The 15,654-nt window shown below is 67.9% G+C and carries 15 protein-coding genes; 3 read left to right on the top strand and 12 right to left on the bottom strand.

Going from position 1 to position 15,654, the window contains the following annotated elements:
* Nucleotides 1-176 precede the first annotated feature (176 nt).
* A complete protein-coding gene (locus PCA10_RS12920) occupies nucleotides 177-1,895 on the top strand; it encodes an FAD-dependent oxidoreductase (RefSeq protein ID WP_016492534.1) in 1,719 nt (572 codons plus the stop codon).
* A gap of 14 nt (nucleotides 1,896-1,909) precedes the next feature.
* Nucleotides 1,910-2,734, top strand: a complete 825-nt coding sequence (locus tag PCA10_RS12915) for an aldo/keto reductase (RefSeq protein WP_016492533.1) — start codon at nucleotides 1,910-1,912, stop codon at nucleotides 2,732-2,734.
* 190 nt (nucleotides 2,735-2,924) lie between these two features.
* Here PCA10_RS12915 and pcaC read toward each other — a convergent pair whose 3' ends face one another.
* The 7 genes from pcaC to PCA10_RS12880 all read right to left on the bottom strand — a co-directional run bounded on the left by pcaC (nucleotide 2,925) and on the right by PCA10_RS12880 (nucleotide 9,809).
* Nucleotides 2,925-3,320 (bottom strand): 4-carboxymuconolactone decarboxylase, encoded by a 396-nt coding sequence (gene pcaC, locus PCA10_RS12910; protein WP_016492532.1) that lies wholly within the window; start codon nucleotides 3,318-3,320, stop codon nucleotides 2,925-2,927.
* A 70-nt stretch (nucleotides 3,321-3,390) separates the two neighbouring features.
* A complete protein-coding gene (gene pcaD, locus PCA10_RS12905) occupies nucleotides 3,391-4,179 on the bottom strand; it encodes a 3-oxoadipate enol-lactonase (protein WP_016492531.1) in 789 nt (262 codons plus the stop codon).
* A 9-nt stretch (nucleotides 4,180-4,188) separates the two neighbouring features.
* A complete protein-coding gene (locus PCA10_RS12900; protein WP_016492530.1) occupies nucleotides 4,189-5,550 on the bottom strand; it encodes a 3-carboxy-cis,cis-muconate cycloisomerase in 1,362 nt (453 codons plus the stop codon).
* 160 nt (nucleotides 5,551-5,710) lie between these two features.
* Nucleotides 5,711-6,916, bottom strand: a complete 1,206-nt coding sequence (pcaF, locus tag PCA10_RS12895; protein ID WP_016492529.1) for a 3-oxoadipyl-CoA thiolase — start codon at nucleotides 6,914-6,916, stop codon at nucleotides 5,711-5,713.
* Nucleotides 6,913-7,695, bottom strand: coding sequence for a CoA-transferase subunit beta (locus PCA10_RS12890; RefSeq protein ID WP_016492528.1), 783 nt, complete (start codon nucleotides 7,693-7,695; stop codon nucleotides 6,913-6,915). Before PCA10_RS12890 ends, pcaF begins: the two co-directional genes overlap by 4 nt.
* A complete protein-coding gene (locus PCA10_RS12885; protein ID WP_016492527.1) occupies nucleotides 7,695-8,558 on the bottom strand; it encodes a CoA transferase subunit A in 864 nt (287 codons plus the stop codon). The genes PCA10_RS12890 and PCA10_RS12885 overlap by 1 nt, the downstream gene beginning before the upstream one ends.
* Nucleotides 8,559-8,750: 192 nt before the next feature.
* The gene (locus tag PCA10_RS12880; RefSeq protein WP_016492526.1) at nucleotides 8,751-9,809 is read right to left on the bottom strand and encodes an NAD(P)H-dependent flavin oxidoreductase; all 1,059 of its coding nucleotides are present in this window, start codon (nucleotides 9,807-9,809) and stop codon (nucleotides 8,751-8,753) included.
* Between the two features lie 94 nt (nucleotides 9,810-9,903).
* On the opposite strand from PCA10_RS12880, the gene PCA10_RS12875 reads away from it, so the two are divergent.
* A complete protein-coding gene (locus PCA10_RS12875) occupies nucleotides 9,904-10,767 on the top strand; it encodes a LysR family transcriptional regulator (protein WP_016492525.1) in 864 nt (287 codons plus the stop codon).
* A 63-nt stretch (nucleotides 10,768-10,830) separates the two neighbouring features.
* On the opposite strand, the gene PCA10_RS29225 is transcribed toward PCA10_RS12875, so the two are convergent.
* From PCA10_RS29225 to PCA10_RS12850, 5 genes are all read right to left on the bottom strand, one after another.
* The gene (locus PCA10_RS29225; RefSeq protein ID WP_016492524.1) at nucleotides 10,831-11,280 is read right to left on the bottom strand and encodes a GFA family protein; all 450 of its coding nucleotides are present in this window, start codon (nucleotides 11,278-11,280) and stop codon (nucleotides 10,831-10,833) included.
* A 143-nt stretch (nucleotides 11,281-11,423) separates the two neighbouring features.
* Nucleotides 11,424-12,593: an iron-containing alcohol dehydrogenase gene (locus tag PCA10_RS12865; RefSeq protein ID WP_016492523.1), complete on the bottom strand. Its 1,170-nt coding sequence runs from the start codon at nucleotides 12,591-12,593 to the stop codon at nucleotides 11,424-11,426.
* A gap of 8 nt (nucleotides 12,594-12,601) precedes the next feature.
* Nucleotides 12,602-13,993: an aldehyde dehydrogenase family protein gene (locus PCA10_RS12860; protein ID WP_016492522.1), complete on the bottom strand. Its 1,392-nt coding sequence runs from the start codon at nucleotides 13,991-13,993 to the stop codon at nucleotides 12,602-12,604.
* 44 nt (nucleotides 13,994-14,037) lie between these two features.
* Complete coding sequence (locus PCA10_RS12855) at nucleotides 14,038-14,844, bottom strand: dienelactone hydrolase family protein (protein ID WP_016492521.1); 807 nt, start codon at nucleotides 14,842-14,844, stop codon at nucleotides 14,038-14,040.
* Between the two features lie 180 nt (nucleotides 14,845-15,024).
* Nucleotides 15,025-15,648, bottom strand: a complete 624-nt coding sequence (locus PCA10_RS12850; RefSeq protein WP_016492520.1) for a trimeric intracellular cation channel family protein — start codon at nucleotides 15,646-15,648, stop codon at nucleotides 15,025-15,027.
* Between the last annotated feature and the right edge of the window lie 6 nt (nucleotides 15,649-15,654).

Here is a 15,654-nt window from a genome sequence, read left to right as displayed (position 1 = left end):
ATTGCGAAACCCATCGAACCCCGCTGATGGGTTTCGCTTCGCTCTACCCATCCTACGACTAGCGCCAGCGCCTATTCCGTTCGCTGACCGGCCATTTCCAGACGCTTTCGCTTGGTACCTGCGAAGGCCATCCATAAAATACGGAACATGGTTCCACTATTTAAGGATCTACCGAAATGCCTGCCGCAAGCCCTACCCCAAACAGCCTCGAATGCGACCTGCTGGTCATCGGCTCCGGCGCGGCGGGCCTCGCCGCTGCGGTTACGGCGGCCCATCACGGGCAGAAGGTGATTGTCCTGGAGAAGGCACCGGTGTTCGGCGGCGCCACCGCCTGGTCCGGCGGCTGGATGTGGGTGCCGCGCAATCCGCTGGCACGTCGCGCCGGCATCGAGGAAGACCTCGAGCAACCGCGCAGCTACCTGCGCAATGAACTGGGCGAGCACTTCCGCCCGGAACTGGTGGACGCCTTCCTCGAAGCCTGCCCGGAAATGGTCGGTTTCTTCGAACAGCACACCGCGCTGCAGTTCGTCGACGGCAACGCTATCCCGGACATGCATGGCGACACCCCCGGCGCCGCCACCGGTGGGCACCAGGTGATCGCCGCGCCCTACGACGCCCGCGAGGTCGGCGACCTGTTGCCGCGCCTGCGCAAGACCATGCGCGAAACTTCCTTCATCGGCATGCCGATCATGGCCGGTGCCGACCTGGCCGCCTTCCTCGGCATGACCCGCTCCCTGCGCGCGTTCATCCATGTGACCCGGCGCTTCACCACCCACCTCTACCACCTGGCCCGCTACGGCCGCGCCATGCACCTGGTCAACGGCGTGGCCCTGGTGGCGCGCCTGGCCAAGTCCGCCAACGACCTGGGCGTGCGACTGATGGAATCGACGCCGGCCAAGCGCTTGATACTGGAAGACGGCCGGGTACGTGGCGCCGTGGTGGAACAGGGCGGCGCCGAGCTGTCCATTCGCGCCCGCGCCGTGGTGCTGGCCGCCGGCGGCTTCCCCAATGACCCGGCACGGCGCAAGGCACTGTTCCCCCGCGATGCCAGCGGCCACGACAACCTCGCCCTGCCCCCGCTGTCCTGCTCCGGCGACGGCCTGCGCCTGGGCGAGTCCGCCGGTGGCCGGGTCGCCGAGGACCTGCGTTCCCCGGTGGCCTGGGCCCCGGTTTCCAAGGTGCCCTACCCCGACGGCAGCGTCGGCCACTTCCCCCACATCATCGATCGCGGCAAGCCCGGGATCATCGGCGTGCTGAAGGACGGCAAGCGCTTCGTCAACGAGGCCGGCGGCTACTACGACTATGTCGACGCCATGAACCAGGCGCTGCCCGAGGGTGAGGAAAGCTGCTCCTGGCTGATCTGCGACCACCGTTTCCAGCGCCGCTACGGCCTGGGCTTCGCCCGTCCCGCGCCGCTGCCGCTCTGGCCGCACCTGCGCAATGGCTACCTCAAGCGCGGCAGGACCCTGGTGGAACTGGCGCAGGCCTGCGGCATCGATCCGGCGGGCCTGACCACCACAGTGGCGGCGTTCAACCACCACGCGCGCCAGGGCCAGGACCCCGAGTTTGGCCGCGGCAGCACGCCCTTCAACCGCCGCGCCGGCGATGCCCTGCACAGCGGCCCCAACCCCTGCGTGGCGCCCATCGAGCACGGGCCTTTCTATGCGGTGAAAGTGCAGCCCGGGTGCTTCGGCACCTTCGCCGGCCTGCGCACCGATGGCCAGGCGCGGGTGCTGGATGGGAACGGCGTGCCGATTCCCGGACTCTATGCAGCAGGTACCGACATGGCCAGCGTCCTCGGCGGGCACTACCCCTCCGGCGGGATCAACCTCGGGCCGGCCATGACCTTCGGCTACATCGCCGGCCGCCACGCGGCCGGCGCCACCCCCCAATGAACAAGGAGTCATCCATGCGCACGCTGACCACCGCCAACGGACTGCACATGCCCCAGCTGGGACTGGGCACCTGGCCGATGAAGGGCGAGGAATGCACCGCTGCCGTCGTCCAGGCACTGGAACTGGGTTACCGCCATATCGATACCGCCCCCGCCTACGAGAACGAGGACGCCGTGGGCCAGGCCCTGCGCCAGACCCAGGTGCCCCGCGAGGCCATCCACCTGACCACCAAGGTCTGGTGGGACAAGCTGCAGCCGGCCGCCATGCGCCAATCCCTGGAGGACAGCCTGCGCGCCCTGGGCACGGAGCAAGTGGACCTGTTCATGATCCATTGGCCGGCGAAGGACTGGGACCTGCGGCGCAGCATCGAGACCCTGGTCGCCCTGCGCGAGGAAGGCAAGGCGCGCAACATCGGCGTCGCCAACTTCCCCCTGGCCCTGCTGCGCCAGGTGGTGGAAGAGCTGGGCGCGCCCCTCTCGGCCATCCAGGTGGAGTACCACGTGCTGCTCGACCAGCAACACTTGCTGGACTACGCCCGCGCCCACGGCCTGGCGCTGACCGCCTACACCCCCTTGGCCCGTGGCCTGGCCGCCGAGCAACCGGCGATCCGCGAGATCGCCGCCAAGCACGGCGTGCTGCCGAGCCAGGTGGCGCTGAAATGGCTGCTGGACCAGGACGGCGTGGCCGCCATCCCGAAAGCCTCCAGCCGCGCCAACCAGCAGGCCAACCTGGATGCCCTGAAGGTGCAACTGGACGACGCCGACCGCGCCCTGATCGCCGCCCTGCCCAAGGGCAAGCGTGTGGTCAGCCCGGAGTTCGCACCGGAGTGGGATGCCTGACACGGGTCGCCCTGGCCTTTCTGTGGGGGCGATTTCAATCGCCAAGCAGGCCGAAGGCCTGCCCAGGGTCTTATCAAGGGGCGACTACGTCGCCCTTGGCGAATGAATTCGCCCCTACAAGAAAACAATGCCCCCAATAAAAAACGCCGCCCGGATGCGTGGTCCGGGCGGCGTTTCGTCTTGCTACGGCTCAGTCTTGCAGCGATTCCACCCCAAGCTCGTCCCACGCGGCCTCGGCCAGGTGGAAGGTCGCGTTGGCCGCGGGGATACCGCAGTAGATGGCACTCTGCATGATCACTTCCTTGATCTCTTCGCGGGTGACGCCATTGTTCTTCGCCGCGCGCAGGTGGAGCTTCAGCTCGCCCTCGCGGTTCATGCCGATGAGCATGGCGATGGTGATCAGGCTGCGGGTGTGCCGGGGCAGGCCCGGGCGGGTCCAGATATCACCCCAGGCATGGCGGGTGATCATTTCCTGGAACTCTTCGTTGAACGGCGTGAGGTTCTGCAGGCTGCGGTCCACATGGGCGTCGCCCAGTACCGCGCGGCGCACCTGCATGCCGGCTTCGTAGCGTTCTTTCTCGTCCATTGCGAACTCCTCGAATGGGGCCGTAGGAGCGAGCTCTGCTCGCGAAAGCTCTCGCTCCCCCGGAAGTGAATCAGGCTTTGAGGAAATCCAGCACGCGCTGGCTGAAGGCATCGCCGGCCTGCACGTTGGACAGGTGCGCGGCGTGGAATTCCACCAGCTCGGCACCCTGGATGCGTTCCTGCATGAAGCGGCCATGCTCGGTGGTGGTCACCGGGTCGCCGCTGCCGCAGACCACCAGGGTCGGGGCACGCACGGCGCCCAGTTGTTCACGGTAGTCGGCGTCGCGCACGGCGGCGCAGTTGGCGGCGTAGCCCTCGGGGGAGGTCTGCGCCAGCATGCCGACAATGGGCTCGACCTTGGCCGGCTGGGCCTCGGCGAAGTCCGGGGTGAACCAGCGGGAAATCGAGGCATCGCGCAGGTCGCGCATGGCCTGGGCGCCGCCGGACAGCACGGTGTCGATGCGCGGGTTCCAGACTTCCGGGGTGCCGATCTTGGCGGCGGTGTTGCACAGCACCAGGCGCTCGATGCGCTCAGGGGCGTTGATGGCCAGCCACTGGCCGATCAGGCCGCCCATGGACAGGCCGCAGAAGCTCGCCTTCTGGATGTCCAGGGCGTCTAGCAGGGCCAGCACGTCGCCGCCCAGCTGCTCGATGCTGTAGGGGCCTTCGCTGACCAGGGACTTGCCGTGGCCACGGGTGTCGTAGCGCAGCACCTGGAAGTGCTGGGTGAAGGCCGGGATCTGCGCGTCCCACATGTGCAGGTCGGTGCCCAGGGAGTTGGACAACACCAGCACCGGCGCGCCGGCGGGGCCTTCCAGTTGGTAGTTCAGGTTGCCATCGGCGAGGGTTACAGCAGGCATGCAAGGCTCCTAACGCGAAATCTGTTGGTGTTCGGCCAGTGCGCGGTCCACCCAGCGGCGGGCCTGGCCAAGGTAATGGGCCGGGTCGAGCAGGCGGTCCAGCTCGGCGGCGGAAAGTTGTGCGGTGACCTCAAGGTTGGCGCCGAGCACGGCGCGCAGGTGGGCGCCCTCCTTCACCGCCTGACGGCAGCACTGCTCCACCAGGTGATGGGCGGCGTCGCGACCGATGCGCTGGGCGAGCGCGATGCTCACGGCTTCGGCCAGCACCAGGCCCTGGGTCAGGTCGAGGTTCTCGCGCATGCGCGCGGCATCCACTTCCAGGCCGGGCACGACCAGCAATGCCTGCTGCAAGGCACCGGACACCAGGCAGCAGAGCTCCGGCAGGGTTTCCCATTCGGCGTGCCACAGGCCGAGGCTGCGCTCGTGCTCCTGGGGCATGGCGGCGAACATGGTGGACACCAGGCCCGGCGCACGGGTGGCGGCGCCGATCAGTACGGCGGCGCTCACCGGGTTGCGCTTGTGCGGCATGGTGGACGAGCCACCCTTGCCCGGCGCCGAGGGCTCGAAGACTTCGCCGGCTTCGGTTTGCATCAGCAGGCTCAGGTCGCGACCCAGTTTGCCGAGGCTGCCGGCGATCAGGCCCAGCAGGCTGGCGAACTCCACCAGGCGGTCGCGCTGGGTGTGCCAGGGCTGGTCGGGCAGGTTCAGTTGCAGCTCGCCGGCCAGGGCCTCGACCACCGGCCAGGCCTGCTCGCCAAGGGCGGCCAGGCTGCCGGAGGCACCGCCGAACTGCAGGCAGAACAACCGTGGCTTGAGTTCGGCCAGGCGCTGGCGATGGCGGGTGACGGCACCCAGCACGCCGGCGAGCTTCATGCCGAGGGTGACGGGGGTGGCCTGCTGCAGCCAGGTGCGACCGGCCAGCGGCGTGTCGGCGTAGCGCTCGGCCTGCACCGCCAGGGCCTGGCCCAGGGCGGCGAGGTCACGCTCCAGCAGTTCGACGGCGGCGCGCAGTTGCAGCACCAGGCCGCTGTCCATGGCGTCCTGGCTGGTGGCGCCCAGGTGCACGTAGCGCTCGGCTTCGCTGCTCTGGGCCGCGACCCGCTTGCCCAGGGCCTTCACCAGCGGGATGGCCGAGTTGCCGGCGCTGGTGATGGCCTGGGCCAGGGCGGCGTAATCGTAGAGTTCGGCGTTGCAGGCCGCCACGATGGACGCCACGGCGTCCCTCGGTACCAGGCCCACGTTCGCTTCGGCACGCGCCAGGGCGGCCTCGAAGTCGAGCATGCCCTGCACCCTGCCCCGGTCGCAGAAGACCGCGCGCATGGCCGGCGCCGTGAAGTAGGAATCGAAGAGTTGGTTGCTCGGGCTGTTCAAGCCAGTGCTCCGAAATTCGGGATGGTGTTTCGTTTTATAGCAGCCGGCCCTTGCGGGCCAGCTTTACAGTCGCAGGCGACCTGTAGGATGGGTAGAGCGGAGCGAAACCCATGCGGGTTGCAATTGATGGGTTTCGCAGGCTCTACCCATCCTACGTGGGTCAGACTCGTTCTATGGCCAGGGCGAGGCCTTGGCCCACCCCTACGCACATGGTGGCCAGGCCGATCTTGCCGCCGGATTTCTCCAGCTGGTGCAGGGCGGTCTGGATCAGCCGCGCGCCGCTGGCACCCAGGGGGTGGCCGAGGGCGATGGCGCCACCGTTGGGGTTGACCTTGTCGCTGTCGTCGGCGATGCCGAGTTCACGCATCACGGCCAGGCCCTGGGCGGCGAAGGCTTCGTTGAGTTCGATCACGTCGAAGTCACCGATGGCCAGGTTCAGGCGTTCCATCAGTTTGCGCACCGCCGGCACCGGGCCGATGCCCATGACGCGCGGGGCGACGCCGGCGCTGGCCATGCCGAGCACTTTCGCGCGCGGGGTCAGGCCGTGCTTCTTGACAGCCTCGGCGGAAGCCAGGATCAGCGCCACGGCGCCGTCGTTGACGCCCGACGCGTTGCCCGCGGTGACGGTCTTGCCTTCACCGTTGACCGGCTTCAGCTTGGCCAGGGCTTCGAGGGTGGTGTCGGGACGCAGGTGCTCGTCCTGGTCGACCACGGTCTCGCCCTTCTTGCCCTTGATCACCACCGGGACGATTTCCTCGGCGAAGAAGCCTGCGGCCTGGGCACGGCCGGCACGCTGCTGGCTGCGCACGGAGAACAGGTCCTGGTCGGCGCGGGAAACCTGGTAGTCGTCAGCGACGTTGTCCGCGGTCTGCGGCATGGCGTCGACGCCGTACTGGGCCTTCATCAGCGGGTTGATGAAACGCCAGCCGATGGTGGTGTCTTCGATCTTCTGGGTGCGGCCAAAGGCGCTGTCGGCCTTGCCCATCACGTAGGGGGCGCGGGACATGGATTCCACGCCACCGGCGATGGCCAGCTCCATCTCGCCTGCGGCGATGGCGCGGAAGGCGGTGCCCACCGCGTCCATGCCCGAAGCGCAAAGACGGTTCAGCGTGACGCCGGGAATGCTGTCCGGCAGGCCGGCCAGCAGCAGCGCCATGCGCGCCACGTTGCGGTTGTCTTCGCCGGCCTGGTTGGCGCAGCCGAGGAACACCTCATCCAGCTCGTCCCATTTGACCTGGGGGTTGCGCTCGACCAGGGCCTTGATCGGTACGGCGGCCAGGTCGTCGGCGCGCACCGGAGCCAGGGAGCCGCCGAAGCGGCCGATGGGCGTACGGATGGCGTCGCAGATGTAGACGTCGCGGCTCATTCCTCACCCCCCAGCTGGCCGTGGGCGGCCGCGGTGCGGGCTTCCAGGGCGCGCAGCGCGGTCAGTTCGGTCTCGTTGGGAGCCAGGGTCTCGGCCACGTCCGGCGCAAAACGGATGGCCCAGCCGGTGTTCTCGATCACCTGCTCACGGGTTACGCCCGGGTGCAGCGAGGTGACGATGAATTCGCTGGTGCCGGCTTCCGGTTCCATGATGCAGAGGTCGGTGATCAGCGCCACCGGACCTTTGCCCGGCAGGCCCAGCTGCTTGCGGTGGTCGCCGCCCTCGCCGTGGCCCACGGAGGTGATGAAGGCCAGCTTGTCGACGAAGGTGCGGTGGGACTGCTTGAGGATGATCAGCACTTCCTTGGCGGAACCGGCGATTTCCGGAGCGCCGCCGGCACCCGGCAGGCGCACTTTCGGGCTGTTGTAGTCGCCGATCACGGTGGTGTTGATGTTGCCGAAGCGGTCCACCTGGGCGGCACCGAGGAAGCCGACGTCGATACGGCCGCCCTGCAGCCAGTAGCGGAAGATCTCGCCAGTGGGCACTACGGTGTCGGCGGTTTCGGCCAGCTCGCCGTCACCGATGGACAGCGGCAGCACGGTCGGCTTGGCGCCGATGGGGCCGGATTCGTAGATCAGTACCACGTCCGGGGACGAGGTCAGGCGCGCCAGGTTGGCGGCCTTGGACGGCAGGCCGATGCCGACGAAGCAGACGGCACCGTTCTTCAGGCGACGGGCAGCCGCCACGGTCATCATTTCATTAGTGGTGTAGGCGCTCATCACTTGGCCTCCGCAGTCTTGGCTTGGGCGATCTTCTGCTGGAACTCGCTGAAATCCTTGGTGCCACGGATGTATTCATCGATCCAGGCGGTGAAGGTTTCGCGGTTGCGGGCGATCGGGTCCCAGGCCTGGTAGAAGCGGTTGTCGCGCTCGTAGTAACCATGGGCGTAGGACGGATGGGCGCCACCCGGCACATGGCACACGGCGGTCAGTGCCCAGGTGGGCAGGACGCAGGCGTTCATCGGTGCGTTCAGGTCGTCGACGATCTCTTCGACGGTGACGATGCAACGCTTGGCCGCCAGGGCCGCTTCCTTCTGCACGCCGAGGATGCCCCACAGCAGGACGTTGCCCTTGCGGTCGGCCTTCTGCGCGTGGATCACGGTGACGTCCGGGCGAACCGAGGGAACGGCAGCCAGCGTCTCGCCGGTGAAGGGGCAGTTGATGAACTTGATGTTCGGGTTGACCTTGGGCAGGTCGGAACCGACATAGGCACGCAGCACGGCGAACGGCAGGCCCGAGGCACCGGCCACATAGGAGTTGGCCAGGTCGGCGTGGCTGTGCTCGTCGATCTCCAGGGCGTTGGGCCACTGTTTCTCCACGGCGTCACGCAGGCGATGCAACGAGCCCACGCCGGGGTTGCCACCCCAGGAGAAGGTCAGCTTGCGAGCGCAGCCGGCGCCGATCAGCAGGTCATAGACCAGGTCGGGAGTCATGCGCGCCAGGTGCAGGTTCTTCTTGCCCTGGCGGATGATCTCGTGGGACGCGGCAGTGGGAATCAGGTGGGTGAAGCCCTCAAGGGCTACGGTGTCGCCATCGTTGATGAAACGTTCGACGGCTTCGCGGAGGGAAAGGATTTCAGCCATGGTCGATCTCGTGTTGTTATCCAGGGCGTATTGAGCGCCGGGTGGTGAAAAAGTACTCCCCGACGCTCCCCCGAACAATCCGATAATCGACTATTGGTGCGTTTATCGAACAGATGTGTGCCCTGCTACCTTTCCCTCCACGCCCTCATCTCCCGCCCTCGCCTGCCTGCCCGAGAGCGGCGATATCCAGGGCTACCCCATCGCCGTATTCAGTTCCGTCACCAGCACCTGCACCAATTCCGCCGCCGGCAGCTCCCGCGCCAGCGGCGCGCCCTGGCCGGCCCACTGCACGGCGAAATCGTTGCAGCCCTTGGCGCTGGCAGCCGCGTGCAATGCCTTGGCGGCATCGTAGGTGGTGGGATAGTCCGGCAGCGTCGGCGCCTGGGAGCTGTCGAGGTCGGTCCAGAGGCGGTTGACCATGCCCCGCGCGGGACGCCCGGAAATGGCAGCAGTGATACGCGTGGCATGGGCGCGCGGCCCCTTCAGCGCCGCAAGGTAGGCAGCGTTGGCCGCCGATTCCGGACATGGCACGAAGGCGGTACCCAGCTGCGCGCCTGCGGCACCCAGGGCCAGCGCCGCCGCTATGCCCTGGCCATCCATGATGCCACCGGCGGCGATCACCGGCAGGCGACATTGGCTGGCAATCAGGCGAACCAGGGCCAGGGTGCCGATGGCCGCGTCGCCCTGCTCCGGCTCGAACACTCCACGGTGGCCACCGGCCTCGATGCCCTGGGCGACTATGGCGTCCACTCCGGCTGCCTCTACCAGGCGGGCCTCATCGAGATTGGTGGCGCTGGCCAGCAGGCGGATGCCGGCGGCCTTGAGCGCGTCGATCCAGCCTTGTGGCGGCAGGCCGAAGTGAAAGCTGACGACGGCCGGGCGCTCGTCGAGCAGCATCTGCAGCATGTCCGGGTCGTCGAGGAAGCTTTTGTAGATCTCGCGGATCGCAGCCGGCGGTTCGGCATCGAACTCGGCGAACAGCGGCCGCAGGTGTTCCAGCCAGGCGGCCTCGCGCTGGGCATCGGCCGCGGCCGGACGATGGCAGAACAGGTTGACGTTGAACGGACCGCTGGTGAGCGCGCGGGTTTGCGCGAGCATGGCGCGGGCCTGTTCCGGGGTGCTGGCACCGATACCGATGGAGCCCAGGGCGCCGGCATTGGAGACGGCGGCCGCCAGGGCCGGGGTGGAAACGCCCACCATGGGGGCCTGGATGATGGGATGCCGGATGCCGAGCAGTTGCGTGAGAGACATGGTGACGGGACTCCGAGTGCGACGAAAACCTGGCCAATCTATCTCAGATAGAGAATAATTTTAATATCTAATTCTCTATAAGAGATTTAAATCCATGGATCTATCCAGCCTGGAGATTTTCCGCGCCGTGGCCCTGGAGCACAGCGTGACCCGCGCCGCCCAGCGTTTGCAGCGGGCACAGTCGAACGTCACCACGCGGATTCGCCAATTGGAGGAGGAGCTGGGCGCCCCGCTCTTCCTCCGCGACGGCAAGCGCATGACCCTCACCGATCGCGGCCAGACCTTCCTCGACTACAGCGAGCGCCTGCTGGCCCTGGCCGATGAAGCGCGTCAGTCCATGCACCCGCAACGGCCGGGCGGCCGCCTGCGCCTGGGGAGCATGGAGAGCACCGCCGCCAGCCGCCTGCCCGCCCCGCTGGTGCGATTCCATGGCCGCTGCCCGGAGGTGGAACTGGAGGTCAGCACCGGCACCAGCCAGGCGCTGCTGGACGGCGTGCTGGCGCGGCGCCTGGACTGCGCGCTGGTGGCCTGGCCCAGGGGCCGGGAGGAAATCGCCCAGCTGGACCTGGAGGCCCGGCCGGTGTTCGAGGAGGAACTGCTGCTGGTGCTTCCCGCCGACCATCCGCCGGTGGCGGACCCGGCGGATGTACAGGTACGCGGCCTGGCGGGTTTCGCCGAAGGCTGCACCTACCGGCAGATCGCCGAGGACTGGCTGTCCGTCGAAGGTCGCCCGCCAGCGAAGGTGCAACAGGTGGGGTCCTACCACGCCATCCTCGCCTGCGTGGCGGCGGGCTCCTGCGTCGGCATCCTGCCGCGCTCGGTGCTGGACCTGCTGCGCGAACCGCCGCGCCTGCGCCAGGTGCCGCTGATGCGAGTGGAGACCCTGCTGGTATGGCGCCAGGGCTACGCCACGGCCGCCTTCGAGGCATTGCGCGAGGTGCTGGCCAGCGCCGACTGAACCCGCACGTTCGTACATCGTTGGGTTTCGCTTCGCTCTACGCCAACCTACGGAACGTGCGCGTCAAGCGGCCACCGCCTCGCCGCTGTTGGCCCAGCCCTGGTGGCGTGGCAGGCCATCGTCCGGCAACGTCAGCAGGGGGTGCTTGGAGCGCACGAAGACATAGCGATCCGGTTTGCCGCCGACCTCGGAATCGCGATCCAGGGGGGGCACATGGACCAGCTGGAAATCGGGGAAGCCGTCCACGTGCAGATACAGGTGGCAACCGCACTCCGAGCAGAAGTAGCGGTGGCAGGTGGATTTGGAGTGGTAGCACTTCAGTTTGTCGGCGTTGGCGGTGATGCTGAAGGCCTTGCGATCCACCACGGCGATTATCGCCATGGCACCACCGCAGATATCGGTACAGTCGGTGCACAGGCAGTCATGCACTTCCGCCGGCCGGGCGTTGTATTCGTAGCGCACCGGGTTGTCGTCGCAGCGGCAGCCGCCAACCGCCCTGAATGAGTCGGTCATGTCCGTTCTCCCATCGAGGTTGAACCCACAGCCAGCAACGGCCCTGGCCGGTGTGCACCGGCAAGGGTCTGGTTCGTGGGTAGGGGAACGGCCCGCGAGGGCACGGATCAGGTGGACCTCACCGCTGCATTGATCAGATTAATTCAGAGGCGACCGTGCAGGGCCTTCTCGAAGATGCGGCTGTAGGTAGCGGCGTCATGGCTGACCGGGTTGGTGCCGGCCGAAGGGTCGACCTCGGCCATGCGCCCGATCTGCTCGATGCGCCCGTCGTCTATGCCGATTTCCGCCAGGCTGTGGGGGATGTCCAGCTCGCTGCGCAGGTTAACCACCCAGTCCAGCACCCCGGCGAAACCCGCCTTGGGCAGCCCGAGGTAGCGCGCCAGGCGCACCATCGGCCCTTCTATATGTGCCCGGTTGGCCTGCAGCACATAGGGCATCAGCACGGCGTTGAGCATGCCGTGGTGGGCGTCGTACAGCGCGCCCAGGGGATGGGCCAGGGCATGCATGGCGCCGAGACCGCGCTGGAAGGCCGTGGCGCCCATGCTGGAGGCCACCAGCATCTGCAGCCGTGCCTCCACATCACTGCCCCGTGCGGTGGCCCGGGGCAGGTAGTCCTTGACCAGGCGCATGCCCTCCAGGGCGATGCCTTCGGCCATCGGGTGGTAAAGCGGCGAGCAGTAGGCCTCCAGGCTGTGGGACAGCGCGTCCATGCCGGTGGCGGCGGTGATCTTCGGCGGCAGGCCGAGGGTCAGTTCGGGGTCGAGGATGACGATGGCCGGCAGCATGCGGGCATGGAAGATGATGCGCTTGATCTGCGCCTGGTCGTCGGTGATCACCGCCGCGCGGCCGACCTCCGAGCCGGTGCCGGCGGTGGTCGGCACCGCGACCACCGGTGCCATGCCGGCGACATTGACCCTGGATGCGTTGTCGCCGATGTCCTCGAAATCCCACAGCGGACGATCCTGCCCCACCATCAGGGCGACGGCCTTGCCGGCGTCCAGAGCCGAGCCGCCGCCGAAGGCGATCACCCCGTCGTGGCCGCCGGCCTTGAAGGCGGCCACGCCGTCGGCGACGTTGGGGCCGGTGGGGTTGCCCTTGATCCCATGGAACAGCCCGGCCTTCAGCCCGGCATCCGTGCACTGGCGCTGCGCCTCGGCGATCATAGGCAGCGTCGCCAGGCCCGGGTCGGTGACCAGCAGCGGCGCCTGCATGCCCAACTCCCGGCAAGCCTTGGGGAGTTCGGCGATGCGGCCGACACCGACCCGCACCGAGGTCGGGTAATTCCAGTTCATGCGGTAATGGCTCAGGTCCATGGCTCGCCTCACAGGCTGGTCTTGAAATGGAACGACTTGGGCCGCGTCAGGTGTTCGAACCCCACCCGCGACAAGGTGCAGCCGCGCCCGGAGTGTTTCACCCCCGTCCAGGCCAGGGCCGGGTCCAGGTAGTCGCAGCGGTTGAGGAACACGGTGCCGGCCTCCACCCGGTCGGCCAACGCCAGGGCACTGGCCTCGTCCTGGCTGAAGATGGCGGCGGTCAGGCCGTAGGGGCTGTCGTTCATCAGCGCCAACGCCTCCTCATCGTCATGGACTTTCTGGATACCCACCACCGGGCCGAAGGATTCCTCGCTCATGACCCGCATGCCGTGGTGCACCCCGGTCAGCACCTGGGGTGCCAGGTAGGCGCTGCCGGGCAGGTCCAGGGGGAAGGCGGCGGCATCCAGGTGGGCCCTGGCGCCCTGCCCCAGCGCCTCGCGGACCTGGCCCCGGACGAACTCGGCCGCTTCACTGCGCACCAGCGGGCCGAGGGTGGTCTCCGGATCATCGGAACGTCCCAGTCGGTACTGGCCCACCAGCGCCACGGCCTGTTCGACGAAGGCATCGAAGAGGTCGGCATGCACGTAGATGCGCTCGATGCCGCAGCAGGACTGGCCGGAATTGAAGAAGGCGCCGTCGATGGCGGTTTCCACGGCATGGCCGAGGTTGGCGTCAGCCCTCACGTAGGCCGGGTCCTTGCCGCCCAGTTCCAGTCCGGAGCTGATGAAGCGCCCGGCCGCCGCGCGCTCGACCATGGCGCCGCCCGCCACCGAGCCGGTGAAGGCCACATGGCGCACGGGTTCGGCCTGGATCAGCCGCTCGGTGTCGCCGTGGTTCAGGTGCAGGTATTGCAGCACTCCCGACGGCAGGCCCGCCTCGGCGAAGGCCTCGACCATGCGCTCGGCACAGAGCGGAGTCTGCGCGGAATGCTTGAGCAGCACGCAGTTGCCCGCCAACAGCGCCGGCACCACGGCGTTCACGGCCGTCAGGTACGGGTAGTTCCAGGGGGCGATCACCAGCGCCAGCCCCAGGGGCTCGCGGCGGATCAGGCGGGTGAAGCCGGGTTTGTCCGGCAGATGGATGTCGGCCAGGGCCTCTTCGGCGATATCGGCCATGTAGCCGGCGCGCTCGGCGAAGCCACGAATCTCCCCCGGCGCGTAGCGAATCGGCCTGCCCATCATCCAGCACAGCTCGCGCGCCAGCTCTTCCTCACGGGCGGCGAAGGCGGCGATGGCGCGCCGGGTGATGGCCACCCGCTCGGCCAGCGGCGTGCCCTTCCAGACCGGGCGCGCGGATTCGGCTCGTTCCAGCGCCGCGGCCACCTCGGTCGCCGTGGCCCAGGGACGCTCGACATAGAGCGAGCCGTCGATGGGTGAGAAGGTCTGCAACAGCTTGCTCATGGCGCCACTCCCTTTGCTTGCCTTATTCAGCCTAGCCAACGCGCCTACTGGCCAAAGACTTCCTTGAACAGCGCCTGCATGTCGGCCCAGGAGTTCTCGTCGGCCACCTGGCTGTAGCCGAGGTCGGGGCCTTTCTCGCTGCCGTGCCCGGCATGGCTGAGACGGTCGGCGTCGGGGTTGGTGAAGCTGTGCTTGGCCTTGGGCTGGATCACCACGCGGTAGTCGGCCCCGGCGTTGTCGAACTCTTCCTTGAAGGTGGTCACCGAGGCCATGGGCACCAGGGTGTCCCGCTCGCCGTGCTCCACCAGGACCTTGGCCTTGACCGCGCCGGGCTTGGCCGCAGTGGTGGCGGCCAGCACCCCGTGGAAGCTGGCCACGGCCGCCAGCGGCACGCCGTCGCGGGCCATGTCCAGCACCACCTTGCCGCCGAAGCAGTAGCCAATGGCGGCCAGCTTGTCCGGGTCGGTCTGGGGCTGCGCCTTGAGCAGGTCGAGGCCGGCGAGGAAGCGCGCCTTGGCCGCCGGCGCACTGGCCAGGGCGGCCTGCATGAAGGCCTGGGCGTCGGCCGGGTGCTCGGTGTTCTTGCCCTCGCCGTACATGTCGATGGCCAGGGCGCTGTAGCCCAGGGCGGCGAGGTCGCGGGCGCGGCGTTTGGCGTAGTCGTTGAGGCCCCACCACTCGTGGACCACCACCACGCCGGGTCGCTTGCCGGCGATGGCGTCGTCATAGGCGTAGTAGCCCACCAGGGCGGTACCGTCCGGGCCTTTATAGGAGATTTCCTGGGTCTTGATCTCGGCCTGGGCAAGGCCGCTGGTGAGGATCAAGGCGAATAGCAGGGCGAATCTGGACATGGCGTTTCCCTCTGGCCAATGGTGAAGAATGGCTGCATCCAGTGTCGCGGGTTTGCCGGATTTCGCCAGCGAGGGGCGTAAACATCCGGTTTCCGGGTGTACCTCGCAGGGTGTGCCATGCGCACCGTTCGGGCAGTAGAGGCGGTGCACGCGGCGCCCCCTGCGGGAGGCGCCGATCGGTCACTCGCGATCGAGCAGGTGGAAACGTGGCAGGGACAGTCGCCAGTGAATGGCCGCCAGGCGGATCAGCAGCACCGCCAGCATCGAGCCGGTGGTCACCAGCCAGCTCGGCAGCGCCACCTCGCGCAGCCCGATGAACATCAGGGAGCCGGCGATGCAGGCGATGGCGTAGATCTCCTTCTGGAAGATCAGCGGCACCTCGTTGCAGATGATGTCGCGCATGACGCCGCCACCGACCCCGGTGATAACCCCCATGATCACCGCCGTGCCCGGTTGCAGGTTGTGCTGCAGGGCGAGTTCCGTGCCATAGACGGTGAAGACCGCCAGGCCGAAGGCGTCGGCCAGGAGCAACCCGTATTCATTGATCGGCCGGGTCAGGCGCACCCAGACCACGGTGCCCAGGGCGGCCAGGGAGGCAACCAGGATGTAGGTGTCGTCCTTGATCCAGGCCACCGGGTGGTTGCCGAGGATCACATCGCGCAGAGTGCCGCCTCCCAGAGCGGTGATGATGGCGATCACCAGCACACCGAACAGGTCCATGGACTTGCGCCCCGCCATCAGGGCGCCGGTGATGGCGAAGACCGCCACGCCGAACAGGTCGGCCAGGTAGAAGAGCTGATCCATTGCGGG

The organism is Pseudomonas resinovorans NBRC 106553 (assembly GCF_000412695.1).
Taxonomy (GTDB): Bacteria; Pseudomonadota; Gammaproteobacteria; order Pseudomonadales; family Pseudomonadaceae; genus Metapseudomonas; species Metapseudomonas resinovorans_A.
This window is presented reverse-complemented; position numbering and strand designations above follow the sequence as displayed.